Here is a 25,457-nt window from a genome sequence, read left to right as displayed (position 1 = left end):
CCCTAGCCGGTCTTCCGTCGCGATATGGCCATCGCAATGCCGCCCAGAACCGCGACGGTTCCAACGGCCAGACGTAGACCTGCCGTTTCCCCCAGCAGGGCAATGCCAGCCGCGATGGCTATGATCGGAACGCTCAGTTGCACCACGGCCGCAGTCGCAGGCAAAAACTGAGGCAGAACCCGGTACCACAGCGCATAACCCAGCCCCGAAGTCACGGCGCCGGACAAAATCGCCAGCGCATACCCAGCGGGTGCCATCTGCCACGCTCCGCCCAACAAAAACAGCGCAACGGACGTGACCGGCAGGGCCACCACGAAATTGGCAGCTGTTCCCTGCAATGCGTCGGGCTCGGACCGGCCTGCCAGCGAATAGGCGGCCCAGCCCACACCCGCCGCTGTCATCAGCGCGGCACCGGACAAGTCGACCTGAACAGCACCAGATGGCCACAACACATAGCCAAGTCCGGCGAGTGCAATCCCCGCTCCGGCCAACTGGCGCGCGGTGGGGCCCGAACCTGTCACGGTGCCAAAGGCAAACATGGAAATCTGTACGACCCCGAACAGGATCAACGCCCCCAATCCGGCATCAAGCGTCAGATACGCCATCGAAAACCCGATCATATAAAGGGACAGTGACCCTGCCCCGATAACCCTGCGTTTGTGAAATACCGGCAGATGCCCGCCTTGTTGCCGGACCAGCACCACCAGCATCAAGGCCCCAGACAGAACCCGCACCACGGCAAATCCCGCCGGATCGGCGACACCGCTGTCGATTGCCAGCCGGTTCAGGATCGAGTTCGCCGCGAAGGCGCACATGGTCAGGGTGGTCAGCAAGAACAGTCTCATATCAACCGCATAGCTGGTTCGCTGCGAACTGGACAGTCCTTTCCGCAAACACCCGGCGCTTCATCTATTCCCAAATACTCCCGCCGGAGGCATGGCCGCATCGCGGCCATCGAAACCGAAACGGGGCCGCCCGAAGACGACCCCGTTCCTTTGCACTGTGCGTCCCCGTGAAGCAACCTGGCCATGGGGCCTGGCACCTGTCGGGGTCGTCAGAATTCGCCGGAGCGAATTCGACGTCTTACATCATGCCGCCCATGCCGCCCATGTCGGGCATGCCGCCTGCGGCAGGTGCGTCTTTCTGCGGCTTGTCTGCAACCATCGCTTCGGTGGTGACCAGCAGACCGGCAACCGATGCCGCGTCTTCCAGAGCGGTACGGACAACTTTGGCCGGGTCGATCACGCCGAACGAGAACATGTCGCCATATTCTTCGGTCTGCGCGTTGAAGCCGAAGGCAGCATCCGAGGATTCGCGAACTTTGCCTGCAACAACCGCACCGTCGACACCTGCGTTCTCGGCGATCTGGCGCAGCGGCGCTTCGATAGCCTTACGAACGATGTTGATGCCTGCGTCCTGATCAGCGTTTGCACCCTTCAGAGTTTCCAGTGCTTTACCGGCCTGAACCAGAGCAACACCACCGCCCACAACGACGCCTTCCTGAACGGCAGCGCGTGTTGCGTTCAGAGCATCGTCCACACGGTCCTTACGCTCTTTCACTTCAACTTCGGTCATGCCGCCGACGCGGATAACAGCAACACCGCCTGCCAGTTTGGCAACGCGCTCTTGCAGCTTCTCGCGGTCGTAATCCGACGAGGTTTCTTCGATCTGGGTGCGGATCTGTGCAACACGTGCTTCAATCTCGGCTTTCTCGCCAGCACCGTCGACGATGGTGGTTTCGTCTTTGGTGATTTCGATTTTCTTGGCGGTGCCCAGCATGTCCATGGTGACGGACTCAAGCTTCATGCCCAGGTCTTCGCTGATGACCTGACCGCCGGTCAGGATTGCGATGTCCTGCAGCATGGCTTTGCGGCGATCGCCGAAGCCCGGTGCTTTGACAGCAGCAATTTTCAGGCCGCCGCGCAGTTTGTTGACAACCAGAGTTGCCAGCGCTTCGCCTTCAACGTCCTCGGCAATGATCAGCAGCGGCTTTTGCGACTGGATCACCTGCTCGAGCAGCGGAACCATCGGCTGCAGCGAAGACAGTTTTTTTTCGTGCAGCAGAATCATGCAGTCGTCGAGTTCTGCGATCATCTTGTCTGCGTTGGTGACGAAGTAGGGCGACAGGTAGCCACGGTCGAACTGCATACCTTCGACAACGTCGGTCTCGGTTTCCAGACCTTTGTTTTCTTCGACGGTGATAACGCCTTCGTTGCCAACCTTCTGCATCGCGTCTGCGATCTGCTGACCGATTTCGGCTTCGCCGTTGGCCGAGATGGTGCCAACCTGAGCAACTTCTGCCGAGTCCTTGACTTCGCGCGAAGCGGCCTTGATGCCTTCAACAACCTTGGCGGTTGCCAGGTCGATGCCGCGCTTCAGGTCCATCGGGTTCAGGCCCGCTGCAACCTGCTTCAGACCTTCTTTAACGATGGCCTGTGCCAGAACGGTTGCAGTGGTGGTGCCGTCGCCAGCTTCATCATTGGTGCGGCTGGCGACTTCTTTCACCATCTGCGCGCCCATGTTTTCGAACTTGTCTTCCAGTTCGATTTCCTTGGCAACCGAAACACCGTCTTTGGTGATGCGCGGCGCGCCGAAGGATTTGTCCAGAACCACGTTGCGGCCTTTGGGGCCCAGGGTCACTTTAACCGCGTCAGCCAGGATGTTCACACCCTTCAGCATACGGTTGCGGGCATCGGTGTCGAACTTGACGTCCTTTGCAGCCATGTCGTTTCTCCTTGAGAAATATGTTGGAAATGAAGATCAGAGAAAGCGCGTGGGCTTACTCGATGATCCCCATGATGTCGCTTTCTTTCATCATCAGCAGCTCTTCGCCGCCGACGTTGACCTCGGTGCCCGACCACTTGCCGAACAGGATCTTGTCGCCAGCTTTAACAGCCATTGCGATCAGTTCGCCGCTGTCCTTGCGTGCGCCTTCGCCGGTTGCAACGACTTCGCCTTCGCTGGGCTTTTCTTTTGCGCTGTCAGGAATGATCAGGCCGCCTGCTGTTTTCTCTTCGCTTTCAACGCGACGGACCAGCACACGGTCATGAAGCGGTTTCAATGCCATCTTTGCAGCTCCTTGGGCTCAAAGTTTGTTTATCCTCCCCTCACCTAACGGCGAGGCGTTAGCACTCGGGTCATCCGAGTGATAACGACGCATAGCTAGGGAGTTGGAAAGGCCGAGTCAACAAGATGTGAGAAACTTTTTGCGTCCGGGATTCCAGCGGGGCCGTTTCGGGCTTCAGTCCTGCTGTTCCCAGCTGTAGGCCCAGTGCTTCAGCCCCTCGGATCCACAGGCCGACAATTGGTAGACCCCCTTTTCGACTTTTTCGAACCAGCCATAGTGATTGTCGCGCATGATGCGCGTCGCCCCGGTAACTCCGGTTGCGCTGGCCACGTCAGATCCCTTGGTCGCGCCGCATTCCGCCAGATGGGCCGCACATTTCAGGGCGTCTTGGCGGTACCCGGTCACGATTCCGTGCCGCGTGGCCCCGCCCGCATTCGGGTCACCTTGCAGCCGGTCGAATTCCCGCAACAACCGCGCGGCCCTTACCTTGTTCTTGCGAGGCGCGTACGGCCCCGGGTCGCAATGCACCTCGGCCCGGCCATCTTCCCGGACGGTAATCAGGCCCAAACCCAGCCTGCGGCATAAGGACAGATTATCCCTCAGCGCCCGCCTTGCGGTCCGGCCCTTCGGTTTGCGCACACCGACATAGACCTGATCGGTTACTTTCAGGCGCGCGATCGCCTGATGAAACAGGGCCAGCGAAAACCCCAGCTTCAGCTCGACAATGACCGGATCATCGCCGTCGCGCGCGGCAACGATATCGGCTGCGCCGACCTCGCCCTTGACAGTGTATCCCTGACGCTCAAGCAACGCCTTGATCGGCGGGTATAGGTCCTGTTCGCGCTTCATCTCACCATGCTAGGCTATTCGGCCGGGATTGCCAGACGTTGCCAGTCCCTTCAGCTTGCGCATCGCCGAAAGGAAAGGCAATGTCGCGCCCGGTAGGATGACCGTCAAAGCAGGGAAAACGATGCGCCTTCTTATATTTCTGTTGTGCCTGATCTTGCCTGCCAGCCTTCACGCCGCTTGCGAAGGCCGCGACCTGAGGGCGGACATGACACCCGAGATGGCGACCCGCCTTGAACACGCCTTGGACGGCATCCCCTTTCCCGAAGGCAACCACTGGGTAGCTGTCAGGGGCGACACGGTGTTGCATCTGATCGGAACCCTGCACGTCAATGACCCGCGCATGTCCGCCGTGGTCGAGCGGCTGGAACCGCTCCTGAAAGACGCCGACGCCTTTTTCTTTGAAACCTCGCAGGCCGAGATGAAAGCGTTCGAGCAGGCTCTGGCCAAGGACCCCAGCCCTTTGCTGATCACATCGGGGCCGACTCTGATTGATCTGATGTCGGCCGAGGATTGGGCCGCCCTGTCAGCCACCTTGGCCAAACGCGGCATTCCCGCCTGGACCGCCGCCAAGTTGCGCCCCTGGTTTTTGAGCCTGACATTGGGCGTGCCATCCTGCGTCGCCCAGACCCCGGACGGAGACCGCGGCATGGATGCACGCCTGTCCGAACTCGCCGATACCCATGGTATTCCGCAATACTCGCTGGAACAGGTCGAGAATGTCATTGCGATGTTCGAAAGCCATCCGATCGAAGAACAGGCCCAGTCACTGGCCCGGCTTGCCGGCGCGCTGGAGGCCAGCGAAGACCAGCTGGCCACGATGACCAACGCCTATCTGGAAGAAAAACATGCCGAAATCATCCAGCTTTCCTTGCTGCAGGGGTTCGACGCATCAGATCTGACGCAGGAAGAATTTGATGCCGAATGGAAGGCGTTCGAGCAGCAATTGCTGATCCAGCGCAACGACAACTGGCTGAAGCACATTCTGGAACTGAAGAACCAAACGGCCGTCATCGCCGTGGGTGCGGGGCATCTGGCAGGTCAGCAGGGGTTGTTGCATCAATTACAGCTTGCAGGATTCACGCTGACCCCCGCGCCCTTTTGATCTGACAGTCAGATTTGACGAACAGTCGCATCTGGCGCGCAGCCGGGTGACAAGCCTGTCTGTCCACCCTATAAGGCCCGCAAAATCCCATTTCTGCAGGACACTGACATGACAATTCAGGTTTTCGGCCACAAGTCCCCCGACACTGACTCGACCGGCTCGCCCATTCTGTGGGCCTGGTATCTGAACGAAATTCAGGGCGAGAAAGCCGAGCCCGTGCTGCTGGGCGAACCCAATACCGAAGCCGCCTTCATGCTGCGCCACTGGGATCTGCCGAAACCGCGGATCATCGATGACGTGAGTGAGGGCGCTCCGGTCGTCATCGTCGACACCAACAACCCCGCCGAGCTGCCTGCCGGTATCAACGGCGCCGATATCCGCGCCATCATCGACCACCACAAGCTGGTTGGCGGCCTGGAAACCAAAGGCCCGATCGACATTACCGTTCGCCCGCTGGCCTGTACCGCAACCATCATGATCGACCTGATCGGGGATGACGCGGCCAAGATGCCTGACGCCATCAAAGGCGCAGCGCTCACCTGCATTCTGTCCGATACGCTGGAGTTCCGCTCGCCGACCACGACCCCACGCGATCGTGCGGTCGCGGAAAAGCTCGCCGCCGAACTTGAGTTGGATATCTCGGAATACGCTGCAGACATGTTCGCCGCGAAGTCGGACGTTTCGTCCTTTTCCGACGCGGAATTGATCCGCATGGACAGCAAAGAATACGAGGTCGACGGCACCAAATTCCGCGTCTCGGTTCTTGAAACCACCGCGCCCGGTGTGGTTCTGGACCGCAAGGACAGCCTGGCAGGCTCGATGGCGGATGTCGCCCGGGAAGATGGTGTGGATCAGGTTCTGCTGTTCGTTGTGGACATCCTGAACGAAGAAGCCACCCTGTTGGTTCCGAACGATCTGGTCAAATCCGTTGCCGAAAAAAGCTTTGGTGCCTCGGTCGACGGCGATGCCGTGGTTCTGCCCGGCATCATGAGCCGCAAGAAACAGATCATCCCGAACCTCAAGGTCTGACACCGAACTCTTTTCAGATTGTCAGGCGCCCTTATCGGGCGCCTGTTTTTTTTGCGAGGCTCTGCCTCGCGCTCCGGGATATTTTTGGCCAGATGAAGTTTGGATCCCCTGCTTCATCTGGCTGAAAGTATCCTGGGGGAGACGTCCAAAGGGCGGCGGGGGCAAAGCCTCTACTGGCCAAACCGGTATTCCTCTGCCATAGGCTTTGATGACTTTCCCACCGCGTCAACAGGGGCCTGACATGACACAGATCATCCAATCGCTTGCCGAGGTTTCCGACCGCTACAAAGCTCTGTTCGTCGACCTGTGGGGCTGCGTGCACAATGGCATTACGGCCTTCCCCGAAGCGGTTGCCGCGCTGCAGTCTTACCGCACGTCGGGTGGTTTGGTGGTTCTGGTCACAAACTCACCAAAACCCCGTGCCGGTGTGGCCGTGCAACTGACGCAGTTCAACGTACCGGCCGACGCCTATGACACCATCGCCACCAGTGGCGACTCGGCCCGGTCGGCCATGTTCCGGGGCACGGTTGGTCAGAAAGTCTATTTCATGGGCGAATGGGAGCGCGACGAAGGGTTCTTTGAACCACTCAAACTGTTGCATCACCCGATCCAGATCGAACGGGTGCCGCTGGATGATGCCGAAGGGATCGTTTGCTGCGGCCCGTTCGACCCCATGGCGGACCCGGCCGTCAACCGGCCCGATTTTCTGTACGCCAAACAAAAAGGGCTGAAGCTGCTCTGCGCAAACCCCGATATTGTCGTGGATCGTGGTGAAGTACGCGAATGGTGTGCAGGGGCTCTGGCCCGCCTTTACACCGAAATGGGCGGTGAGAGCCTGTATTTTGGCAAGCCTCATCCGCCGATTTATGATCTGGCCCGGCGCAGGCTGCAGGAACTGGGCGCAGACATTGCCGATGCCGATATTCTGGCAATCGGTGACGGTCCACATACGGACATCACCGGCGGCATGGGGGAAGGGATTGATTCCCTGTTCATATCCGGCGGTCTGGCTGCATCCGAGACAAAAACGTCATACCAGCCTGACCCGGATGCCCTAAACAGCTATATTGAAAAAGAAAAAATAAACCCAACCTATTCGATCGGCCGTCTGAGGTAATAAAATAAGGCTTGATTTTCTGCACTTGCGAAGTAATAAAGTTGCCAATCGATGGCTACGGTCGGTTTTTTATTTCTCCGCCAACTGCAAGTGAGGGCAACATGTTGGACAATCTTCCGCGCGGAACGATCTGTATCGAAGACATTGAAATGGGCATGAGCCGCCACCTGCGCAAAGTGGTGACGGATGAGGACATCGAGATGTTTGCCCAGGTGTCGACCGACCGGAACCCGGTTCATCTGGACGATGATTATGCCCGCGACACGATTTTCCAAGGGCGCATCGCGCATGGGATGCTGACGGCCGGCCTGATTTCGGCGGTAATTGGTGAGCAGCTGCCCGGCCACGGCACCGTATACATGGGCCAGTCGCTGAAGTTTCTGGCTCCGGTCCGCCCCGGCGACATGGTTTATGCCGAGGTCAAGGTCATCGACATCGACTTTTCGAAGCGGCGCGTCAAGCTGGACTGCCATTGTTCTGTCGAAGGTAAAAAGGTTCTGGTTGGCGAAGCCATGGTTCTGGCCCCCTCGCGGAAATTCGACTGAGGCGAACTCTGACTGGTCCGCTATCGGCAGGTCTTGAACCCGCCTCTCAGTCCCGCTAGGCAGACGCCATGCGCATCATCCGGGATTTTCAGTTTGTCGAGCCTCAGGACCGGGGCGCCAGCGTGGCGATCGGGAATTTTGACGGCGTTCATATCGGCCATCAGTCGGTCATCGAACTGGCGCGCAAAGCCGCGCCGGATGCGCCCTTGGGTGTCATGACGTTCGAGCCGCATCCGCGCGAGTTTTTCGCGCCGGACAGCCCCCCCTTTCGGCTGATGCGCGGCAACAGCAGAGCGCATCGGCTGGAAAAGCTGGGGGTGCAGAAGTTGTATGAGCTGCCCTTCAACAGTGCGCTGGCCGGCCTAACCCCCGAGGAATTCGCGCGCGATGTCATTTGCAAAGGCCTGGGTCTGGCGCATGTGGTGGTGGGGGCCGATTTCCGCTTTGGCAAAGGCCGCAGCGGCACAGCCGATGACATGGTCCGGTTTGGCCAGGGCATGGGGTTTGGGGTCACCATCGCGCCGCTGATGGAACGGACCGAGCATGTAGTCTCATCCACCGCGATCCGACAGGCGCTGAGTGACGGACGCCCGCGCGACGCGGCCTCGATGCTGGGTCACTGGCACCGGATCGAAGGCGAGGTCATCGGCGGGGAACAACGCGGGCGCGAACTGGGTTTTCCGACGGCCAACATGTCCATCGAAGGGATGCACCCGCCGAAATTCGGCGTCTACGCGGTGCTGGTTGACGTTCTGGATGGACCCAATCAGGGCAGCTATCGCGGTGCCGCATCTGTTGGGACACGCCCGATGTTCAATGGCGCAGTGCCGAATATTGAGACCTTTCTGTTCGACTTCTCGGGCGATCTTTACGGGGCCACATTGTCGGTGGGGCTGGTGGACTATCTGCGCCCGGAAATGACGTTTGAGGGGCTGGACGGGCTGGTCGCGCAGATGGATGCGGATTGTGCCCGTGCCCGCGAGGTTCTGGCGGGCCAATGAAACAAGACCCGATCGAACGCGGTGGCCTGCCGCATCGTTTTTGGGAACGTAAGCCCCTGCGTCGCCTGAACGAGCGCGAATGGGAGGCCCTGTGTGATGGCTGCGGTAAATGCTGCCTGAACAAGCTGGAAGATGAAGACACCGGTGAGGTCGCCCTGACCTGCGTCGCCTGCCGCCTGCTGGACGACGAAAGCTGCCGCTGCACGCAATACGACATCCGCCATCAGTTCGTGCCGGAATGCATCGTGATGACCCCGGACAATATTGACGATCACGCCTATTGGCTGCCGCAGACCTGTGCCTACCGGCTGCTGTGGGAAGGCAAGCCCTTGTATGACTGGCACCCCTTGATATCGGGGACGCCGGACAGCGTTCATGCGGCCGGGGTTTCCGTTCAGGGGCGCACCGTTTCCGAATTCGAGACCCCTCTGGAAGAGTGGGAAGACCATATTATCGAGGAGCCCGTCTGATGTTTTTCGCCTCTGACAATTCCGGACCAGTCCATCCCGAAGTGCTGACCGCGCTGAGTGAAGCCAATCATGGCTATCAGATGGCGTATGGCGCCGACACGCTGATGAACGAGGTGCGCGACCGGATCCGGGGCGTCTTCGAGGCGCCGGGCGCGGCGGTATACCTGGTGGCGACAGGCACGGCTGCAAACTCGCTGGCGCTGGCGACACTGGCGAACCCTTGGGACACCGTCTTTTGCTCGCCCGTCGCGCACATTCACGAGGATGAGTGCAACGCGCCCGAGTTCTACAGTGGCGCCAAGCTGACGCTGGTGCCCGGTGGCGACAAGATGCAGCCTGAGGCATTGCGGAGCAGTATTCTGGGCGAGGAGACCCGCGGCGTACATGGTCCGCAGCGCGGTCCTGTTTCGATCACTCAGGTGACCGAGCGCGGGTCTGTCTATTCGCTCGCCGAATTGCAGGGGCTGTGCGGTGTGGCACGGGAATACGGCCTGCCGGTGCATCTGGACGGGGCACGGTTCGCCAATGCTCTGGTCGCGCTGAACTGTTCCCCTGCCGAAATGACGTGGAAAGCCGGGGTGGACGCCGTAAGCTTTGGCGGCACCAAGAACGGGCTAATGGGCGTCGAAGCCGTTGTTTTCTTTGACGAAAGCAAAGCCTGGGAATTCGAATTGCGCCGCAAGAGGGGCGCGCATCTGTTTTCCAAACACCGCTATCTGTCCGCGCAGATGGCGGCCTATCTGCGGGACGATCTGTGGCTGCGCGCAGCCCGGCAGGCGAACGCGAATTGCGCAAGGCTGGCGGCAGGATTGCGGGCGGCCGGTGCGGATTTCCTGCACGAGCCGCAAGCCAATATCGTTTTCGCCCGTTTCCCGAGGCACCTGCATCGTCGACTGCACGAAAAGGGCGCGGTCTACCACATGTGGGGTGATGAACTGGACGGGGCGGATGAAGACGAGATGCTGGCCTGCCGCCTTGTCTGCGACTGGTCCATCAGTGCGGAACAGATCGACCGGTTTCTGGCCCTTTTCTGACGGTTGTCGGGGGCGTCGCCCCCGCCGCAGCAAATTCAGACAGAAGAGGCTAGCGGAATGCGGAAGAACTCCGACAGGCTGCGCGCCGTCTCTTTTGGATGGGAAATCGGCAGCATGTGCCCTGCCCCCGGGATGAGTTCGGTGGTTGCCGCAGGCAGAAGGCGTTGCAGGCTGTTGCATATTGCGGGGATGACCGGGTGCGTCAGCGATCCGCTGAGGATCCGGACCGGCATCTGGGCGCGTTCCAGTTTTCCCGGTTGCAACAGGCCCGCACCGTCCTCGTATAGGGCATTGTTGGAGGCCGGGACTACATGCACCCCGCGGATCATTGCGGCGCGGGTACGGTCCGGCAGATCCGCCCAGCGGGGGCTGTCCTGTGTGCTCCACATGCGGTTGAACAGGCGGGCTGCCTGCGATGCGTTGCCTGCGGCGAGCGCGGAGACAAACGGTTCTGCATCTCGCTCATGCTGATCGTAGAGGTCTGGGGCGTCCAGCTTTGCCAGGGCAAAAAAGACCGGCTCGATCAGAATAGCGCGGCGCACGAGGTCGGGGTGTTCGACTGCCAGGCGCAACGCAATCATTGCACCAAAGGAGTGGCCGATCACATCCATCGGTTTTTGCAACTGGCTGGCCGCCAGTTCGGTCATCCGGTCAAAAAAGTCGCCGCGCCCGTCCCAATCGGGGCTGCGGCCGTGTGACAGCATGTCCGGCGCAATCAGGCTTGCCTTCCCGCTCAGCGCAGCTGCAAGGCCCGACCAGGCGCCGGAATGGGCAATGGTGCAATGCAAGGCGAGCATCTGATGCGCGCCCTTGCCCAGTGTTCGCACAAAGACATCTTGCGGCAGGGAATGGCCTGTCATGCCTTCAGCGTCGACAGGTGCCGGTCCAGATCGTCCAGCCTGTCCTGCCCCCAGAACCGCTGGTCATCCGGGGTGATATAAAACGGCGCGCCGAACACGCCACGATCGACGGCCTCTTCAAGATTGGCAGCGTAGGTTTCCGCACCCACAAGCAGGCCGCTGTCGGCAAGTCCGGGATCGAACCCGGCCTTTGACAGGCAATCGCGGATCACATCATCCTGAGCGATGTCCTTTTCCTCGGCCCAGCAGGCACGCAGGATTGAATGGCAAAGCTGCCCGACATCGCCGGACCCGTCCTGAACGGCGGCGATCACGGCGTAAGATGAGGGGGCCATATTCGTTGGCCAGTGCGCGGGTTGCAGGTTGAATTCCATTCCCAGATTTCTGGACTGGCGCAGCAATTCCTGAGCCCGGTATTCGATGCGAGAGATGTGCCGATCCTTTGGCGGAACCCCACCAGTGCGCGAGAACAGAGCGATAATGTCCAACGGCTTGTAGTTGATCGTCGCACCGCGCTTTGCCGCGATCTCCTCCAACCGGGTTCCGGCCAGATAGGAATAGGGCGAGAGTGTCGCAAAATAGTAGTCAATCTGGGTCATGTGCACTTTCTCCGCTGCGTTACCTTTGCGGGACGGTAAGGCCATGCTAAGCGGTGTCAACATCACGAATCTGTCACATTGCCATTGCTGCCCGGGGACCTCAGCCGATGCCGACACTTCACGAACCCAAGCTAATCGCTGGGAACGCCAACCTTCCGCTTGCCAAAACCATAGCCCGCCGCATGAGCCTTTACCGCGGCGTCGATCAGGGGCTGGTCGATGCGCGGGTCGAACGGTTCAACGATGGCGAGATCTTCGTCGAGGTGTTCGAGAATGTGCGCGGCGAGGACATGTTCATCATCCAGCCGACCTCGAACCCGGCCAATGACAACCTGATGGAACTGCTGATCATCGCTGATGCCCTGCGTCGGTCGTCGGCCCAGCGGATCACTGCCGTGATCCCCTATTTCGGTTATGCCCGTCAGGACCGCCGCACAAAGGCGCGTACGCCGATCTCTGCCAAGCTGGTCGCCAACATGGTGACCGGTGCCGGAATCGAGCGGGTTCTGACCATGGACCTGCACGCGGCCCAGATTCAGGGCTTCTTCGATATTCCGGTGGACAACCTCTATGCCTCGCCGATCTTTGCCCTGGATGTGAAACACCAGTTCAAGGACAGCCTGGATGAGATCATGGTGGTGTCGCCCGACGTCGGCGGCGTGGCCCGTGCGCGCGAACTGGCCAAACGGATCAACGCCCCCCTGTCGATCGTGGACAAACGCCGCGAGAAAGCCGGCGAAGTGGCCGAGATGACAGTAATCGGCGACGTCAAAGACAAGATCTGCCTGATCGTGGACGACATGTGCGACACTGCCGGTACGCTTTGCAAAGCGGCGCAGGTGCTGCTGGATAACGGCGCGAAAGAGGTTCACTCGTACATCACCCACGGCGTCATGAGCGGCCCGGCGGTCGAACGTGTGACCAACTCGGTCATGAAGTCGCTGGTGCTGACCGACACGATCCAGCCCACCGACGCAATCGCCAAGGCCAAGAACATCCGGATCGTCCCGACGGCACCGATCTTTACCCAGGCGATCCTGAACATCTGGAACGGCACAAGCGTTTCTTCGCTGTTCGAAGACAAGACACTGACACCAATCTACGAATCCCTGTATCAGATGAACTGACCGGAAAGGGGCGCCTGGACAGGGCCCATCTTTCTTACACGCGCATCTCAGAACGGACAGCCTTTTCATGACTGACAACAAACGCGTCGTCCTTTCCAGTGACCATGCCGCCATCGGACTGCGCCAGGCAATCGCCGCACATATCGCGGACGCCGGGTGGGAGGTCGTGGATATCGGCCCGACCACCCCGGAAAGCACACATTATCCCCTGCATGGCAAGGCCGCTGCCGACCGCGTCGCCTCGGGCGATTGTGCTCTTGGCATCCTGTTGTGTGGCACCGGTCAGGGCATCATGATGGCGGCAAACAAGGTTCCGGGCATCCGTTGCGGTGTGTGTTCCGACACATTCTCAGCCCGGATGATCCGGCAGCACAATGATGCCAACATGCTGTCCATGGGCGCGCGCGTCATTGGCGAAGGTCAGGCGCTGGATATCGTGGACGCGTTTTTGGGGGCCGCGTTCGAAGGTGGCCGCCACGCAACACGCGTGGACATGATCGAAGGCACCGACGCGTAAGAAACGGGCTTCAGGTGAGCAGTTGACGACAAGAGCGCGGCTTCCGTTCCGAAGGCGCGCTCAGGATATATGCCAGTCATCCTCGTGCGGCACCTCGCCAATCGCGGTCCACGAGGCGCGGATGCGGGCAACGCGCGTATCCGACCAGGTGCGGAAGACGGCGCAGAACCCTTCGGACGTAATGTTCTCGGCCTTGATTTCGGCGCGCAGCGCCGAGGACGTGTCCACATCCCACAGCGAAATGCCGATCTGTACCATCGGTGCCGAGCGAAACGGTTGGCTGAATGCGACGGTCGTCCGGCGTTCCCGCGCCCCCTCACCTGTCCACATTTCACCGCCATTGGCAAAATCGGAAAACAACAGGGCCTCGCCTTGATCAATGCCAATCGGATGGGTTTGAAAAGTTTTCATTCTGTCGTCGTTGTTCTTTAATTCCCGCAACTTATTCCGGCATTCGGGCAAAAGCACGACAAAAAAACGGCCCCGCAAACGCGAGGCCGTTCTAATTCATAAACGATCAAGCCCGCGTTACAGGCTCATATGCGTTCCAAGCGCTTCCATGTCGGCCAGCAGTTTGGCCGCGTCGTCGACGATGGTCTGATCGTCGCCACCTTTTGCCGCTTCGTGCGACTCGCGGGCCTCGGCGATCAGATCATCGATATGCGCACGGGTCACTTCTGAAACCGGAATGGCCTTTTCGGCCAGAACCGACAAGCTGTCGCCGTTGATCTGGGCAAACCCGCCGGTGACCAGATATTCACTGGACCCTTCGGGCGCCTCAACCTTCAGCAGACCGGGGCGCAGCGTGGTGATGGTGGGGGCATGATCGGGCATTGCCGTCATGTCTCCGTCCGCGCCGGGAATCTGGACCGCCGTCACCGCGAGCGAAGCAAGGCTCCGCTCGGGGCTGACGAGGTCGAATTGCATCGTGTTTGCCATCAGGGTTTCTCCTTAGGCAGCCGCTGCAGCCATTTTCTCGGCCTTGGCGATCACGTCTTCGATGCCGCCGACCATCAGGAAGGCCGCTTCGGGCAGGTGATCGTATTCGCCGGCCACAACGGCCTTGAACGAAGAGATGGTGACATCCAGAGGAACCTGAACACCCGGAGAACCGGTGAAGACTTCGGCCACGTCGAACGGCTGCGACAGGAAGCGTTCGATCTTACGGGCACGGGCCACGGTCAGCTTGTCTTCTTCCGACAGTTCGTCCATGCCGAGAATGGCGATGATGTCCTGCAGCGACTTGTAGCGCTGGAGGATCTGCTGAACGTCGGTCGCAACCTTGTAGTGCTCTTCGCCAACGATGGCCGGGTCGAGCAGACGCGAGGTCGAGTCGAGCGGGTCAACCGCAGGGTAGATACCCTTTTCCGAGATCGCACGGTTAAGAACGGTAGTCGCGTCCAGGTGCGCAAACGAAGTTGCCGGCGCGGGGTCGGTAAGGTCGTCCGCAGGCACGTAGATCGCCTGAACCGAGGTGATCGAACCAGCTTTGGTCGAGGTGATGCGTTCCTGCAGGGCACCCATGTCGGTCGCAAGTGTCGGCTGATAGCCCACCGCCGAAGGAATACGACCCAGCAGAGCCGAAACCTCGGAGCCCGCCTGCGTGAAGCGGAAGATGTTGTCGACGAAGAACAGAACGTCGGTACCGGACTGGTCGCGGAACTGCTCGGCCAGGGTCAGACCGGTCAGAGCAACACGCGCACGCGCTCCCGGAGGTTCGTTCATCTGACCGTAAACCAGGGCCACCTGCGATTCCGACAGGTTGTCCGGCTTGATAACGTTCGATTCGATCATCTCGTGGTACAGGTCGTTCCCTTCACGGGTCCGTTCACCAACACCCGCGAACACCGAGAAGCCCGAGTGCACTTTTGCGATGTTGTTGATCAGTTCCATGATCAAAACGGTTTTACCAACGCCGGCGCCGCCGAACAGGCCGATCTTACCGCCCTTTGCGTAGGGGGCCAGCAGGTCAACAACCTTGATGCCCGTGACCAGAACTTCGGATTCGGTCGACTGTTCCGCAAAGGTCGGTGCGGGCTGGTGGATCGCGCGGGCTTCTGTCGCCTCAACCGGGCCTTTCTCGTCGATCGGCTCGCCGACAACGTTCAGGATGCGGCCCAGAGTGGCGTTGCCGACGGGAACCGAGATCGGTGCGCCGGTGTCGGTCACTTCTTCACCACGGACCAGACCTTCGGTCGCGTCCATCGCGATGGTGCGGACAGTGTTTTCACCCAGGTGCTGAGCAACTTCCAACACCAGGCGCTTGCCGTTGTTGGTGGTTTCCAGCGCGTTCAGAATTTCAGGCAGCTGATCGTCGAAGTGCACGTCGACGACGGCCCCGATGATCTGTGTGACTTTGCCTTTTGCATTCGCCATGTTTCGTCTCCGGTTTTCTTACAGCGCTTCGGCGCCGGAAATAATTTCAATCAGCTCGTTGGTGATCACGGCCTGACGCGAGCGGTTGAACTGGATCGTCAGCTTGTCGATCATTTCACCCGCGTTACGTGTCGCGTTGTCCATCGCGGACATCCGTGCCCCCTGTTCGGACGCTCCGTTTTCGAGCAGAGCCGAGAAGATCGCGGTCGCAACCCCCTTGGGCAGCAAGTCGGCCAGAATGGCCTCTTCGCTGGGCTCGTAGTCGAAAATGGCACCGCTGTCGTCACCTGCCGCTTCGTCCTCGAACGAGGCGGGAATGACCTGCTGTGCCGTCGGGATCTGGGTCACAACGTTGACGAACTTCGAGTAGAAGATCGTGGCAACGTCGAACTCTCCCCCGTCGAATCGAGACAGGACGTCCTTGGCGATGTCTTGCGCGTTGGAATACCCCAGACGCTTGACCTCGCTCAGGTCGATATGTCCAACGAACAGATCGCCAAAATCACGCTTTAGCGCGTCGCGGCCTTTCTTGCCGACGGTCAGAACTTTGACCGTCTTGCCATTCAGGCGCAGCTCTTCCGCCTTTTGACGGGCCAGCTTGGCGATGTTCGAGTTGAAGCCGCCACACAGGCCGCGTTCAGCTGTCATCACAACCAGCAGATGGACATCATCACTGCCCGTACCACGGAGCAGCTTGGGGGCGCTGTCGCTGCCCCCGACCGAAGCCGCCAGCCCCGCCATCACGGCATTGAACCGCTCGGCATAGGGGCGCGAGGCTTCGGCAGATTCCTGGGCGCGGCGCAGTTTTGCTGCCGCGACCATCTGCATGGCCTTGGTGATCTTGCGGGTCGATTTGACCGACTCGATCCTGTTTTTAAGGTCCTTCAGACTAGGCATCGGAACCCCCTATCAAGCGAAGGTCGCGGCGTATTCGTCGATCGCTGCCTTGATCTTGTCGGACGCGTCGCCTTTGACCTTCGGATCTTCGTCGGTGATCCACTTCAGCAGGTCGGCGTGCTTGCCGCGCAGGTGCGCCAGCAGACCGGCCTCGTAGCGGCCAACATCCGATACGTCGATCTTGTCGAGGTAGCCGTTGGTGCCCGCGAAGATGACGCAGACGATTTCCGCGTTGGTCAGCGGCGAGTACTGCGGCTGTTTCATCAGCTCGGTCAGACGCGCACCACGGTTCAGCAGCTGCTGAGTTGCGGCGTCAAGGTCGGAACCAAACTGCGCGAACGCAGCCATTTCGCGGTACTGGGCCAGCTCCAGCTTAACCGGACCGGCGACCGACTTCATCGCGTTGGTCTGGGCCGACGAGCCCACACGCGAAACCGACAGACCGGTGTTCACGGCAGGACGGATGCCCTGGTAGAACAATTCGGTTTCCAGGAAGATCTGGCCGTCGGTGATCGAGATCACGTTGGTCGGAATAAACGCCGAAACGTCACCACCCTGAGTTTCGATAACCGGCAGAGCGGTCAACGAGCCTGCACCGAAGTCCTCGTTCAGCTTCGCCGAACGTTCCAGCAGGCGGGAGTGGAGGTAGAAAACGTCACCAGGATAGGCTTCACGTCCGGGCGGACGGCGCAGCAGCAGCGACATCTGACGATAGGACACGGCCTGTTTCGACAGGTCATCATAGATGATCAGCGCGTGGCGGCCGTTGTCACGGAAGTACTCGGCCATCGCGGTCGCGGCGTAAGGCGCCAGGAACTGCATCGGTGCCGGGTCGGACGCGGTTGCGGCCACAACGATCGAGTATTCGATGGCGCCGGATTCTTCCAGTTTCTTCACCAGCTGCGCAACGGTCGAACGCTTTTGGCCGATCGCAACGTAAACGCAATACAGCTTCTTCGACTCGTCGTCGCCTGCTGCGTCGTTGTAGACTTTCTGGTTCAGGATGGTGTCCAGAGCAACGGCGGTTTTGCCGGTCTGACGGTCACCAATGATCAGTTCCCGCTGGCCGCGGCCGATCGGGATCATCGCGTCAACCGATTTCAGACCGGTTGCCATCGGCTCGTGCACCGATTTACGCGGGATGATGCCCGGGGCTTTCACGTCTGCAACGCCGCGCTTGGAAGCGTTGATCGGGCCTTTGCCGTCCAGCGGGTTGCCCAGACCGTCAACAACGCGACCCAGCAGTTCGTCACCGATCGGAACGTCCACGATCGAGTTGGTGCGCTTGACGGTGTCACCTTCTTTGATGTCACGGTCGGAACCGAAGATAACGACACCGACGTTGTCGCTTTCCAGGTTCAGCGCCATGCCCATGATGCCACCGGGGAATTCGACCATCTCACCGGCTTGCACATTGTCCAGGCCGTATACACGGGCAATCCCGTCACCGACGCTCAGCACGCGGCCGATCTCGGCCACTTCGGCTTCCTGACCAAAATTCTTGATCTGGTCCTTCAGGATTGCAGAAATCTCTGCAGCTTGGATTCCCATTTATCCGACCTCTTTCATTGCATTCTGTAGGGAGTTCAGCTTCGAACGGATCGAACTGTCGATCATTTTCGAGCCCACTTTAACGACAAGACCGCCGATGAGGCTTTCATCAACGGTCGCATTGATTGTCACGGTCTTGCCCACACGCTCGGACAGCGTTTTGGACAGTTTTTCCATTTGCGTCTTGGTCAGCGCCTTGGCCGAGGCGACATCGGCGGTCACTTCGCCGCGCTCGTCCGCCAGCATATCGCGCAGAACCTGCACCAGCTGCGGCACAACGAACAGGCGACGCTTTTGCGCCATCAGGCCCAGCGTGTTCTGCAGGATGGAGTTCAGCCCCATCTTGGCGGCAATTGCGGTGATTGCGCCTTCCTGTTCGGCGCGGGAAACCAGAGGCGAGGCGATCAGGTCGCGCAAATCTGCGCTTTCGCCCAAAGCTGCTGCCAGATCATTGATGCCGGTTTCCAGACCTGCGAGGTCATTATTCTCTTTGGCAATCTCGAAGATTGCGGTGGCATAGCGCTCGGCGATGCCTGTGGAAATCGAAGCTGGTTCGGACACGTCCACCCTTCCGATATTTTGGGCCCCGAATTCGCGTGCGGCAGCTACCCCGGGGGCGTGAAGAAACCCCGTCCTTGTAGGGCGGGGATCAAAATCACCGGGGATGTAGCAGAGGTGTTCCAACCTCGCAATATAGTATAGTGATTACGATGTTATCCACAAATTGTTTGATTTCATACACTTACGCAAAGTGCGACCCTTTGGACACGTCTGAATGGGTGAAAAATGTTACCAAATTGCAGCTTTTGGCGATTCCTGTGGCCTATTTCCCTCAGATTTAGGCACCAGACATGGGTGTCCATCACCCGTTCTGTCAGGCCGGCTTGAGCAGGCCGTCCAGCGCTTTGATCGGGCGTTTGACCGCATCTTTGGTCACGGTGCCACTTGGCGGCCGGATAAGCTTGGTCGCCTCGACCATGAGAACGCCACCCGCCATAATTGTCGGCAGACGTTGCCCTGTCTTTTCGATCAGATTGCCGGATTTCAACCAGAACCGTCGATAGGATGGCGGCATGTAAAGAGCCGAGCAATGCGTTTCCGGGACGAAATGATGGGCCTTGAGCTGGGATTCCAGCTGCGATGCGGAATACGGGCGACCAAACCCGAACGGTGTCCGGTCGGACCGCGACCACAGACCCGCCCTGTTGGGCACGACAAACAGGATACGCCCCCCCGGCCCCAACACGCGCCAGCATTCCTCAAGCAACTGGGTCGGACGCTCAGAGGTTTCCAGACCGTGCATAACCACCAGCTTGTCCACGTGACCGGTTTCGATGGGCCAAAGCGTCTCTCCGGTTAGGACAGAGACGTTGGGCATTCCTGCAGGCCAGGGCATCACACCCTGTGGGCCGGGCATCAGCCCGATCACGCGCCGCGCATCCTTCAGATAGGGGCGCAGCAAGGGCACGGCGAATCCAAACCCGACAACAGTCTGCCCCTTGGCCTCGGGCCACAGCTCGACCATTCGACCACGGATCGCCGCCTGCGCGGCACGTCCCAAAGTGCTGCGGTAGTAGAAATTCCTCAGATCCTGCACATCAAGATGCATTGCGGACACCCGGTCAATCGGCTTAGCTGTCGGCAGTCTAGCAACGAAAGGGCAAAAGGCCATGCCTCTTGAGATCGTCACCATCCCATGCCTCAGCGACAATTACGCCTTTCTGGCGCATGATGCGGCCAGTGGCCAGACCGCATTGATCGACGCGCCTGAACCTGGACCGATCCTGACCGCGCTTGACGCCCGCAACTGGAAACTGTCTCATGTCCTGCTGACCCATCACCACTGGGATCATGTGGATGGTCTGGCCGGAATCCTCGAACATCACCCGGCCAAATTGATCGGAGCCGCCGCTGACGCCCATCGTCTGCCGCCTCTGGATTTGCAGGTGCGCGAAGGCGATACTTTCGAAATCGGCGGCGAACCGGTTCATGTGCTGGACGTCTCGGGCCATACGATCGGACATATCGCGTTTTACATGCCGGAGAGCACGGCTGTGTTCACAGCAGACAGCCTGATGGCCTTGGGCTGCGGCCGTCTGTTCGAAGGCACACCTGCGCAAATGTGGGCTTCGCTTGGCAAACTGGCCGCCCTGCCCGACGAGACGATCGTCTGTTCCGGTCACGAATACACACAATCCAATGCAAAGTTCGCGATCACAGTCGACCCGGACAACGCGGCGCTGCAGCAGCGCACGCAGGATATCGACCGCGCAAGGGCTGCCGGCGAGCCAACTGTTCCGTCGACTCTGGCGCTTGAGAAGGCCACAAATCCGTTTCTGCGGGCCACGGATCCGGGGATCAAGACTCAACTGGGGATGGAAAATGCCGATCCTGTATCGGTATTTGCCGAAATTCGGGCTAGAAAAGACCGGTTTTAGGACCTATTTGCCCCACGTCACGGTCACGGTCACACGAAATGTGACTGTCAAGAGTAAGAAAACCCTTGAAGCCGCGCCACGATCAACCAAACTCTAATAGTATGAGGACATGGTTGGGATGGGGATCCGACCTTTAACGCGCCCCCTTCTGACCCAAGACAGAGGAGCACCCGCGTGCCTTCATTCTCGAGCACATTAGAACAAGCCATTCACGCGGCCCTGGCTGCGGCGAACGAACGGCGACATGAATTTGCAACGCTGGAGCATCTGCTGCTGGCGCTGCTGGAAGAACCTGATGCAGTGCGCGTGATGAAGGCGTGCAGCGTCGATCTGGATGAGTTGCGCAGCACCCTTGTCGAGTTCATCGACGAGGATCTGTCAAATCTGGTGACGGATATTGACGGATCCGAGGCGGTGCCGACCGCAGCCTTCCAGCGTGTCATCCAGCGCGCGGCGATTCACGTTCAAAGCTCTGGCCGGACCGAAGTCACCGGGGCCAACGTTCTGGTCGCCATCTTCGCCGAACGCGAAAGCAACGCGGCCTATTTCCTGCAGGAGCAGGACATGACCCGCTATGACGCGGTGAACTTCATCGCACATGGCGTGGCCAAGGATCCTGCCTATGGTGAAAACCGTCCCGTTTCCGGCGCGGATCAGGTTGAGGAAGAGGTTCAGTCTAGCGCGGGTGAAGGCGAACAAAAGGAAAGCGCGCTGGGCAAGTATTGCATCGATCTGAACGCCAAATCGCGGGCTGGAGATGTCGATCCGCTGATCGGGCGCGCAGATGAGGTCGAACGCTGCATCCAGGTGCTGTGCCGCCGTCGCAAGAACAACCCGCTGCTGGTGGGTGATCCGGGTGTAGGCAAAACAGCCATCGCCGAGGGTCTGGCGCATAAGATCGTCGCGGGTGAAGCGCCGGATGTTCTGGCCAACACCACGATCTACTCGCTCGACATGGGTGCGTTGCTGGCCGGAACCCGATACCGCGGTGATTTCGAGGAGCGTCTCAAGGCTGTCGTGACCGAGTTGGAAGACCATCCTGACGCGGTCTTGTTCATCGACGAGATTCACACCGTGATCGGTGCCGGCGCCACTTCGGGCGGCGCGATGGACGCGTCGAACCTGCTGAAACCTGCACTGCAGGGCGGCAAGCTGCGTACCATGGGCTCGACCACGTATAAGGAGTTCCGCCAGCATTTCGAGAAGGACCGCGCGCTGAGCCGCCGTTTCCAGAAGATCGACGTGAATGAGCCTTCGGTCGAGGACAGCGTGAAGATTCTGCGCGGTCTGAAACCCTATTTCGAAAAGCATCACGAGATCAAATATACCGCTGATGCGATCAAAACCGCTGTGGAACTGTCGGCGCGCTATATCAATGACCGCAAACTGCCCGACAAGGCGATCGACGTGATCGACGAGGCCGGCGCGGCCCAGCATCTGGTCGCGGAAAGCAAACGCCGCAAGACCATCGGTGTGAAAGAGATCGAAGCGGTGGTCGCCAAGATCGCCCGCATTCCGCCCAAGAACGTCACCAAGGATGATGCCGAGGTTCTCAAAGACCTCGAAGCTTCGCTGAAACGAGTGGTGTTTGGTCAGGACGAAGCCATCGAGGCGCTGTCCAGCGCGATCAAACTGGCACGCGCGGGTTTGCGTGAGCCTGAAAAGCCAATCGGCAATTACCTGTTCGCCGGCCCGACCGGTGTGGGTAAAACCGAGGTTGCGAAACAGCTGGCCGATACGCTGGGTGTGGAACTGCTGCGGTTCGACATGTCCGAATACATGGAGAAACATGCGGTTTCCCGTCTGATCGGTGCGCCTCCGGGCTATGTCGGGTTCGACCAGGGCGGTCTGTTGACCGACGGCGTCGACCAGCATCCGCATTGCGTCCTGCTGCTGGATGAGATCGAGAAAGCGCACCCGGACGTGTTCAACATCCTGTTGCAGGTGATGGACCACGGTGAGTTGACCGATCACAACGGCCGCACGGTGAATTTCCGCAACGTGGTCTTGATCATGACCTCGAACGCGGGCGCGCAGGAACAGGCCAAAGCCGCCATTGGCTTTGCCCGTGATCGCCGCGAGGGCGAGGACACCGCCGCAATCGAGCGCATGTTCACGCCGGAATTCCGCAACCGTCTGGATGCGGTGATCTCGTTCGCGCCGCTGCCGAAAGAGGTCATCCTGCAGGTGGTCGAGAAGTTCGTCCTGCAGCTTGAGGCGCAGCTTTTGGATCGCGGCGTCTCGATCGATCTGACCCCCAACGCAGCCGAATGGCTGGCCGACAAGGGTTATGACGACAAGATGGGGGCCCGCCCGTTGGGCCGGGTTATTCAGGAGCACATCAAGAAACCGCTGGCCGAGGAATTGCTGTTCGGAAAACTCGCCAAGGGCGGTGTGGTCCGCGTATCCGTCAAGGACGGCGAGCTGGATCTGGAAATCCTCGGCCCCGATCAGCCGCGTATTCCGGGCGACAAACCTCCGCTGCTAACGGCAGATTGACCCGAAGAATGAAACGACAGCCTTCGCCTGCCAACCCAAATTGGCAGGCGATTTTCGTTCAAAGGACAGGAGACAGGGATGCGCAAAATCGGCGCTTTGATTTTTCCCGGGTTTGAGTTGCTGGATGTGTTCGGCCCGATGGAGATGTTCGGCCTGCTCACCGATGACTTCACCCTGGAGCTTGTCGCGGAAACCAGTGGGCCGGTTGAAAGCAATCAAAAGCTGAAGGCCTTTGCCGACACGACGATCGACGCGGCGCAGGGCTATGACATTCTTTTTGTGCCGGGCGGAGCCGGCACCCGCAAGGAAGTCAACAACTCACGCTTGTTGGATTGGATTGCGGACAGTTCGGATAAGGCGGAATTCACCTTGAGCGTATGCACTGGCAGCGCCCTTCTTGCCAGGGCCGGAGTATTGGACAACCGACGCGCCACGACCAACAAGGCGGCTTTTTCGTGGGTCTGCGCCCAAGGGCCCGACGTGGAGTGGGTTCCCCGGGCCAGATGGGTTGAAGACGGGCCATTCCTGACCTCATCCGGCGTTTCCGCCGGAATGGATATGGCCCTGGGTGCCATTGCCCTGATGCACGGAACGGATGTAGCCGAAAAGGTGTCGGTGTGGTGTGAGTATACCTGGCACAAGGACAAGACCCACGATCCGTTTGCCCGCGTGCATGGGCTGACGTGATGTAAAGGGATCAGCGCTCGGTCAGTTTCAGCTCGATCCGCCGGTTCTGGGCGCGGGCTTCGGGCGTATCTGACGGATTGACGGGCTGGAATTCACCAAAGCCGTTTGCGGCAAGCCGGTCTGGCGGGATGCCCAGCGCGTCGACCATGTAGCGAACAACGGACAAGGCGCGCCCCTGGCTGAGTTCCCAGTTGTCCTGATACCGCCCTGTTCCGGCCAGCGGCACGTTGTCGGTGTGCCCGTCCACCCGGATGACCCAATTCAATCCTTCAGGGATTTCCGCCGCCACGCTGCGCAGGATATTGGCCACCTTGGCGACCTCCAATTGCCCTTCCGGGGAAAGGACGGCCGAGCCGGTGTCGAACAGAACCTCGGACGAGAACACGAACCGGTCGCCTTCGATCCGTACGCCTTCCTGATCCCCAAGAACCTCGCGCAGGCGCCCGAAAAACTCGGACCGGTACCGTTGCAGATCTTCGGCCTGCGCCGCCAGTTGCTGGTTCTGACCCGACAGCGCTTCGGCTTCGGCCTCAAGCCGTATCCGCTCGGCCTCTTCCAGCAAGCGGCGACGGCGTTCTTCCGAGGCCGCCCGCGCCAGGGCGGCGTTCAGGTCCTGCCCCAGTGTCTGGATGCGGATATTGGCTGAAGCGTTACGCTCTTCGTAGTCATCCAGCAGGGCCTGCAACGATCCAAGCTGCCCGCGCAGTGCAGCCATCTGTTGATTCAAAAGCGCCGTTTGCCGCTGCGCTTCTGCAGAGATTTCTTTTTCATCCGCAATCGTGTTACGTGCCACCGCCAGCAATGTTGCCCGCTCTTCTGCCAGTGTCTTCTGCGCCTCGGCATCCGCTTGCGCCTGGGTCTGCGCGGCCAGGGCGGCCTTGAGTTGCGCCTTCAATTCTTCCGGATCCAGATCGCCAAAGCGACGCTCCAGCTCGGCCTTGGCTGCCTGCGCCGCGGCGAGCAAGGTCAGAGTATCCTCGGCGTCCTTGCGCTGCGCCTCAAGTGCCAGGGTCATCGCCGTCAGCTCCGCATCGGCGTCCTGAAGACGGTTGCGCAGGTTTTCGGCGGCGGCGGCTTCGGCCAGTTTCGCGGCCTCTTCCGCGCTCAGTGTTTCTTCAAGTTCAGCGATCCGGCTGCTTTGGGTTGCCTCGCTCGCCTCTAGGTCGGCAACGAGCGCTTCCAGCGCTTCCCGGCGGGCGGCAGCCAAACGGGCAGCTTCGGCCTGCGCGTCGATTTCTGCCCGGCGCTGGGCAAGCGCAAGGTTCAGGGCCTCCTGTTCGCTCAGCAATTCCTCGCGCTGGGATTGAAGATCGGCAATCGCCCCGCGCGCCTCTTCCTGATCAACCAGCAGAGCCGCGACCTGAGCCTCGAAATCCGTGATCCGGGTCTGTGCCTGTGACAGGTCATCTTCGGCCTGCGTCAAGGTCGCGTTCAGCGCCCCCAGACGGGCCTGCAAACGGCTGTTTTCACGCTCTTCCAGCCCCAGTGCGCCTGCCAACGCGGCGACTTCGTCGGACAGGGCCGTCAGCTCATCCTCCTGCCCCGAAATAGTCTCGCGCAGGACGAATTGCACCACCATGAAGATGGTCAGAACGAAGGTCAGAACCATCAGCAGCCCGGTCATCGCATCCACAAAGCCGGGCCAGACCGAACCCTGGAAACGTTGACCTGTGCGGCGGGACAGAGCCATGG

The 25,457-nt window shown here is 60.0% G+C and carries 26 protein-coding genes; 12 read left to right on the top strand and 14 right to left on the bottom strand.

Going from position 1 to position 25,457, the window contains the following annotated elements:
• Positions 1–2 precede the first annotated feature (2 nt).
• The 4 genes from AC2FIR_RS08585 to AC2FIR_RS08570 form a co-directional block, all read right to left on the bottom strand.
• On the bottom strand, positions 3–845 hold the full coding sequence (locus AC2FIR_RS08585) for a DMT family transporter (protein WP_496746439.1): 843 nt from the start codon (positions 843–845) through the stop codon (positions 3–5).
• Between the two features lie 238 nt (positions 846–1,083).
• The gene (groL, locus tag AC2FIR_RS08580) at positions 1,084–2,724 is read right to left on the bottom strand and encodes a chaperonin GroEL (RefSeq protein WP_480913441.1); all 1,641 of its coding nucleotides are present in this window, start codon (positions 2,722–2,724) and stop codon (positions 1,084–1,086) included.
• Between the two features lie 55 nt (positions 2,725–2,779).
• Positions 2,780–3,067, bottom strand: a complete 288-nt coding sequence (locus AC2FIR_RS08575; protein WP_170614752.1) for a co-chaperone GroES — start codon at positions 3,065–3,067, stop codon at positions 2,780–2,782.
• A gap of 174 nt (positions 3,068–3,241) precedes the next feature.
• Positions 3,242–3,916: a DUF2161 domain-containing phosphodiesterase gene (locus AC2FIR_RS08570; RefSeq protein ID WP_170614753.1), complete on the bottom strand. Its 675-nt coding sequence runs from the start codon at positions 3,914–3,916 to the stop codon at positions 3,242–3,244.
• Positions 3,917–4,037: 121 nt separating this feature from the next.
• Here AC2FIR_RS08570 and AC2FIR_RS08565 point away from each other — a divergent pair, with 121 nt between their 5' ends.
• From AC2FIR_RS08565 to AC2FIR_RS08535, 7 genes are all read left to right on the top strand, one after another.
• Positions 4,038–5,018, top strand: coding sequence for a TraB/GumN family protein (locus AC2FIR_RS08565; RefSeq protein WP_496715959.1), 981 nt, complete (start codon positions 4,038–4,040; stop codon positions 5,016–5,018).
• A gap of 108 nt (positions 5,019–5,126) precedes the next feature.
• On the top strand, positions 5,127–6,047 hold the full coding sequence (locus tag AC2FIR_RS08560) for a manganese-dependent inorganic pyrophosphatase (protein WP_170680923.1): 921 nt from the start codon (positions 5,127–5,129) through the stop codon (positions 6,045–6,047).
• A 241-nt stretch (positions 6,048–6,288) separates the two neighbouring features.
• Complete coding sequence (locus AC2FIR_RS08555) at positions 6,289–7,164, top strand: TIGR01459 family HAD-type hydrolase (protein WP_496746437.1); 876 nt, start codon at positions 6,289–6,291, stop codon at positions 7,162–7,164.
• 101 nt (positions 7,165–7,265) lie between these two features.
• Complete coding sequence (locus tag AC2FIR_RS08550) at positions 7,266–7,709, top strand: MaoC family dehydratase (RefSeq protein WP_496746435.1); 444 nt, start codon at positions 7,266–7,268, stop codon at positions 7,707–7,709.
• Between the two features lie 68 nt (positions 7,710–7,777).
• Positions 7,778–8,710, top strand: a complete 933-nt coding sequence (locus tag AC2FIR_RS08545) for a bifunctional riboflavin kinase/FAD synthetase (protein WP_496746433.1) — start codon at positions 7,778–7,780, stop codon at positions 8,708–8,710.
• A complete protein-coding gene (locus tag AC2FIR_RS08540) occupies positions 8,707–9,180 on the top strand; it encodes a YcgN family cysteine cluster protein (protein WP_496746431.1) in 474 nt (157 codons plus the stop codon). The genes AC2FIR_RS08545 and AC2FIR_RS08540 overlap by 4 nt, the downstream gene beginning before the upstream one ends.
• Positions 9,180–10,214 (top strand): threonine aldolase family protein, encoded by a 1,035-nt coding sequence (locus AC2FIR_RS08535; RefSeq protein ID WP_496746429.1) that lies wholly within the window; start codon positions 9,180–9,182, stop codon positions 10,212–10,214. Before AC2FIR_RS08540 ends, AC2FIR_RS08535 begins: the two co-directional genes overlap by 1 nt.
• 35 nt (positions 10,215–10,249) lie before the next feature.
• Here AC2FIR_RS08535 and AC2FIR_RS08530 read toward each other — a convergent pair whose 3' ends face one another.
• A complete protein-coding gene (locus tag AC2FIR_RS08530) occupies positions 10,250–11,074 on the bottom strand; it encodes an alpha/beta fold hydrolase (RefSeq protein WP_496746427.1) in 825 nt (274 codons plus the stop codon).
• The gene (locus AC2FIR_RS08525; RefSeq protein WP_496746426.1) at positions 11,071–11,673 is read right to left on the bottom strand and encodes a 2-hydroxychromene-2-carboxylate isomerase; all 603 of its coding nucleotides are present in this window, start codon (positions 11,671–11,673) and stop codon (positions 11,071–11,073) included. The genes AC2FIR_RS08530 and AC2FIR_RS08525 overlap by 4 nt, the downstream gene beginning before the upstream one ends.
• Before the next feature lie 107 nt (positions 11,674–11,780).
• Here AC2FIR_RS08525 and AC2FIR_RS08520 point away from each other — a divergent pair, with 107 nt between their 5' ends.
• Together AC2FIR_RS08520 and rpiB are read left to right on the top strand one after the other, a co-directional pair.
• Positions 11,781–12,800: a ribose-phosphate pyrophosphokinase gene (locus AC2FIR_RS08520; protein WP_496762130.1), complete on the top strand. Its 1,020-nt coding sequence runs from the start codon at positions 11,781–11,783 to the stop codon at positions 12,798–12,800.
• A 67-nt stretch (positions 12,801–12,867) separates the two neighbouring features.
• Positions 12,868–13,317, top strand: coding sequence for a ribose 5-phosphate isomerase B (rpiB, locus tag AC2FIR_RS08515; RefSeq protein ID WP_496746424.1), 450 nt, complete (start codon positions 12,868–12,870; stop codon positions 13,315–13,317).
• A gap of 60 nt (positions 13,318–13,377) precedes the next feature.
• On the opposite strand, the gene AC2FIR_RS08510 is transcribed toward rpiB, so the two are convergent.
• The 7 genes from AC2FIR_RS08510 to AC2FIR_RS08480 form a co-directional block, all read right to left on the bottom strand.
• On the bottom strand, positions 13,378–13,728 hold the full coding sequence (locus AC2FIR_RS08510; RefSeq protein ID WP_496746422.1) for an H-type lectin domain-containing protein: 351 nt from the start codon (positions 13,726–13,728) through the stop codon (positions 13,378–13,380).
• A 117-nt stretch (positions 13,729–13,845) separates the two neighbouring features.
• Complete coding sequence (locus AC2FIR_RS08505; protein ID WP_170817178.1) at positions 13,846–14,256, bottom strand: F0F1 ATP synthase subunit epsilon; 411 nt, start codon at positions 14,254–14,256, stop codon at positions 13,846–13,848.
• A 12-nt stretch (positions 14,257–14,268) separates the two neighbouring features.
• Positions 14,269–15,693, bottom strand: a complete 1,425-nt coding sequence (gene atpD / locus AC2FIR_RS08500; protein WP_170614767.1) for a F0F1 ATP synthase subunit beta — start codon at positions 15,691–15,693, stop codon at positions 14,269–14,271.
• Positions 15,694–15,711: 18 nt separating this feature from the next.
• The gene (locus tag AC2FIR_RS08495) at positions 15,712–16,590 is read right to left on the bottom strand and encodes a F0F1 ATP synthase subunit gamma (RefSeq protein ID WP_170614768.1); all 879 of its coding nucleotides are present in this window, start codon (positions 16,588–16,590) and stop codon (positions 15,712–15,714) included.
• A gap of 12 nt (positions 16,591–16,602) precedes the next feature.
• The gene (gene atpA, locus AC2FIR_RS08490; RefSeq protein WP_170614769.1) at positions 16,603–18,141 is read right to left on the bottom strand and encodes a F0F1 ATP synthase subunit alpha; all 1,539 of its coding nucleotides are present in this window, start codon (positions 18,139–18,141) and stop codon (positions 16,603–16,605) included.
• Positions 18,142–18,702: a F0F1 ATP synthase subunit delta gene (locus tag AC2FIR_RS08485; RefSeq protein ID WP_170614770.1), complete on the bottom strand. Its 561-nt coding sequence runs from the start codon at positions 18,700–18,702 to the stop codon at positions 18,142–18,144. It lies immediately after the preceding gene.
• Positions 18,703–19,015: 313 nt separating this feature from the next.
• Complete coding sequence (locus tag AC2FIR_RS08480) at positions 19,016–19,750, bottom strand: class I SAM-dependent methyltransferase (RefSeq protein WP_170614771.1); 735 nt, start codon at positions 19,748–19,750, stop codon at positions 19,016–19,018.
• A 61-nt stretch (positions 19,751–19,811) separates the two neighbouring features.
• Between AC2FIR_RS08480 and gloB the strand changes: the two genes are divergently transcribed.
• The 3 genes from gloB to AC2FIR_RS08465 all read left to right on the top strand — a co-directional run bounded on the left by gloB (position 19,812) and on the right by AC2FIR_RS08465 (position 23,765).
• Positions 19,812–20,579 carry a hydroxyacylglutathione hydrolase gene (gloB, locus tag AC2FIR_RS08475; RefSeq protein ID WP_480913417.1) on the top strand — a complete coding sequence of 256 codons (768 nt, stop codon included), beginning with the start codon at positions 19,812–19,814 and terminating at the stop codon, positions 20,577–20,579.
• Positions 20,580–20,753: 174 nt separating this feature from the next.
• Entirely contained in the window at positions 20,754–23,078 is a 2,325-nt protein-coding gene (clpA, locus tag AC2FIR_RS08470; protein ID WP_170680940.1) for an ATP-dependent Clp protease ATP-binding subunit ClpA, read from the top strand.
• Between the two features lie 78 nt (positions 23,079–23,156).
• A complete protein-coding gene (locus AC2FIR_RS08465) occupies positions 23,157–23,765 on the top strand; it encodes a DJ-1/PfpI family protein (RefSeq protein WP_480812320.1) in 609 nt (202 codons plus the stop codon).
• A 10-nt stretch (positions 23,766–23,775) separates the two neighbouring features.
• On the opposite strand, the gene AC2FIR_RS08460 is transcribed toward AC2FIR_RS08465, so the two are convergent.
• Positions 23,776–25,455 (bottom strand): peptidoglycan -binding protein, encoded by a 1,680-nt coding sequence (locus tag AC2FIR_RS08460; protein WP_170614775.1) that lies wholly within the window; start codon positions 25,453–25,455, stop codon positions 23,776–23,778.
• Positions 25,456–25,457 lie beyond the last annotated feature (2 nt).

The sequence above is a fragment of the Ruegeria sp. CDSB136 genome (genome assembly GCF_059610965.1).
The sequence above is the reverse complement of the archived record's forward strand: the minus strand, read 5'-3'. Positions and strand labels throughout refer to the sequence as shown.

What these genes read in the sequence shown, in the direction of transcription:
- AC2FIR_RS08585 (WP_496746439.1), bottom strand. Translation starts at nt 845, where the DNA reads ATGAGACTGTTCTTGCTGACCACCCTGACCATGTGCGCCTTCGCGGCG.
- groL (WP_480913441.1), bottom strand. Translation starts at nt 2,724, where the DNA reads ATGGCTGCAAAGGACGTCAAGTTCGACACCGATGCCCGCAACCGTATG.
- AC2FIR_RS08575 (WP_170614752.1), bottom strand. Translation starts at nt 3,067, where the DNA reads ATGGCATTGAAACCGCTTCATGACCGTGTGCTGGTCCGTCGCGTTGAA.
- AC2FIR_RS08570 (WP_170614753.1), bottom strand. Translation starts at nt 3,916, where the DNA reads ATGAAGCGCGAACAGGACCTATACCCGCCGATCAAGGCGTTGCTTGAG.
- AC2FIR_RS08565 (WP_496715959.1), top strand. Translation starts at nt 4,038, where the DNA reads ATGCGCCTTCTTATATTTCTGTTGTGCCTGATCTTGCCTGCCAGCCTT.
- AC2FIR_RS08560 (WP_170680923.1), top strand. Translation starts at nt 5,127, where the DNA reads ATGACAATTCAGGTTTTCGGCCACAAGTCCCCCGACACTGACTCGACC.
- AC2FIR_RS08555 (WP_496746437.1), top strand. Translation starts at nt 6,289, where the DNA reads ATGACACAGATCATCCAATCGCTTGCCGAGGTTTCCGACCGCTACAAA.
- AC2FIR_RS08550 (WP_496746435.1), top strand. Translation starts at nt 7,266, where the DNA reads ATGTTGGACAATCTTCCGCGCGGAACGATCTGTATCGAAGACATTGAA.
- AC2FIR_RS08545 (WP_496746433.1), top strand. Translation starts at nt 7,778, where the DNA reads ATGCGCATCATCCGGGATTTTCAGTTTGTCGAGCCTCAGGACCGGGGC.
- AC2FIR_RS08540 (WP_496746431.1), top strand. Translation starts at nt 8,707, where the DNA reads ATGAAACAAGACCCGATCGAACGCGGTGGCCTGCCGCATCGTTTTTGG.
- AC2FIR_RS08535 (WP_496746429.1), top strand. Translation starts at nt 9,180, where the DNA reads ATGTTTTTCGCCTCTGACAATTCCGGACCAGTCCATCCCGAAGTGCTG.
- AC2FIR_RS08530 (WP_496746427.1), bottom strand. Translation starts at nt 11,074, where the DNA reads ATGACAGGCCATTCCCTGCCGCAAGATGTCTTTGTGCGAACACTGGGC.
- AC2FIR_RS08525 (WP_496746426.1), bottom strand. Translation starts at nt 11,673, where the DNA reads ATGACCCAGATTGACTACTATTTTGCGACACTCTCGCCCTATTCCTAT.
- AC2FIR_RS08520 (WP_496762130.1), top strand. Translation starts at nt 11,781, where the DNA reads ATGCCGACACTTCACGAACCCAAGCTAATCGCTGGGAACGCCAACCTT.
- rpiB (WP_496746424.1), top strand. Translation starts at nt 12,868, where the DNA reads ATGACTGACAACAAACGCGTCGTCCTTTCCAGTGACCATGCCGCCATC.
- AC2FIR_RS08510 (WP_496746422.1), bottom strand. Translation starts at nt 13,728, where the DNA reads ATGAAAACTTTTCAAACCCATCCGATTGGCATTGATCAAGGCGAGGCC.
- AC2FIR_RS08505 (WP_170817178.1), bottom strand. Translation starts at nt 14,256, where the DNA reads ATGGCAAACACGATGCAATTCGACCTCGTCAGCCCCGAGCGGAGCCTT.
- atpD (WP_170614767.1), bottom strand. Translation starts at nt 15,693, where the DNA reads ATGGCGAATGCAAAAGGCAAAGTCACACAGATCATCGGGGCCGTCGTC.
- AC2FIR_RS08495 (WP_170614768.1), bottom strand. Translation starts at nt 16,590, where the DNA reads ATGCCTAGTCTGAAGGACCTTAAAAACAGGATCGAGTCGGTCAAATCG.
- atpA (WP_170614769.1), bottom strand. Translation starts at nt 18,141, where the DNA reads ATGGGAATCCAAGCTGCAGAGATTTCTGCAATCCTGAAGGACCAGATC.
- AC2FIR_RS08480 (WP_170614771.1), bottom strand. Translation starts at nt 19,750, where the DNA reads ATGCATCTTGATGTGCAGGATCTGAGGAATTTCTACTACCGCAGCACT.
- gloB (WP_480913417.1), top strand. Translation starts at nt 19,812, where the DNA reads ATGCCTCTTGAGATCGTCACCATCCCATGCCTCAGCGACAATTACGCC.
- AC2FIR_RS08465 (WP_480812320.1), top strand. Translation starts at nt 23,157, where the DNA reads ATGCGCAAAATCGGCGCTTTGATTTTTCCCGGGTTTGAGTTGCTGGAT.
- AC2FIR_RS08460 (WP_170614775.1), bottom strand. Translation starts at nt 25,455, where the DNA reads ATGGCTCTGTCCCGCCGCACAGGTCAACGTTTCCAGGGTTCGGTCTGG.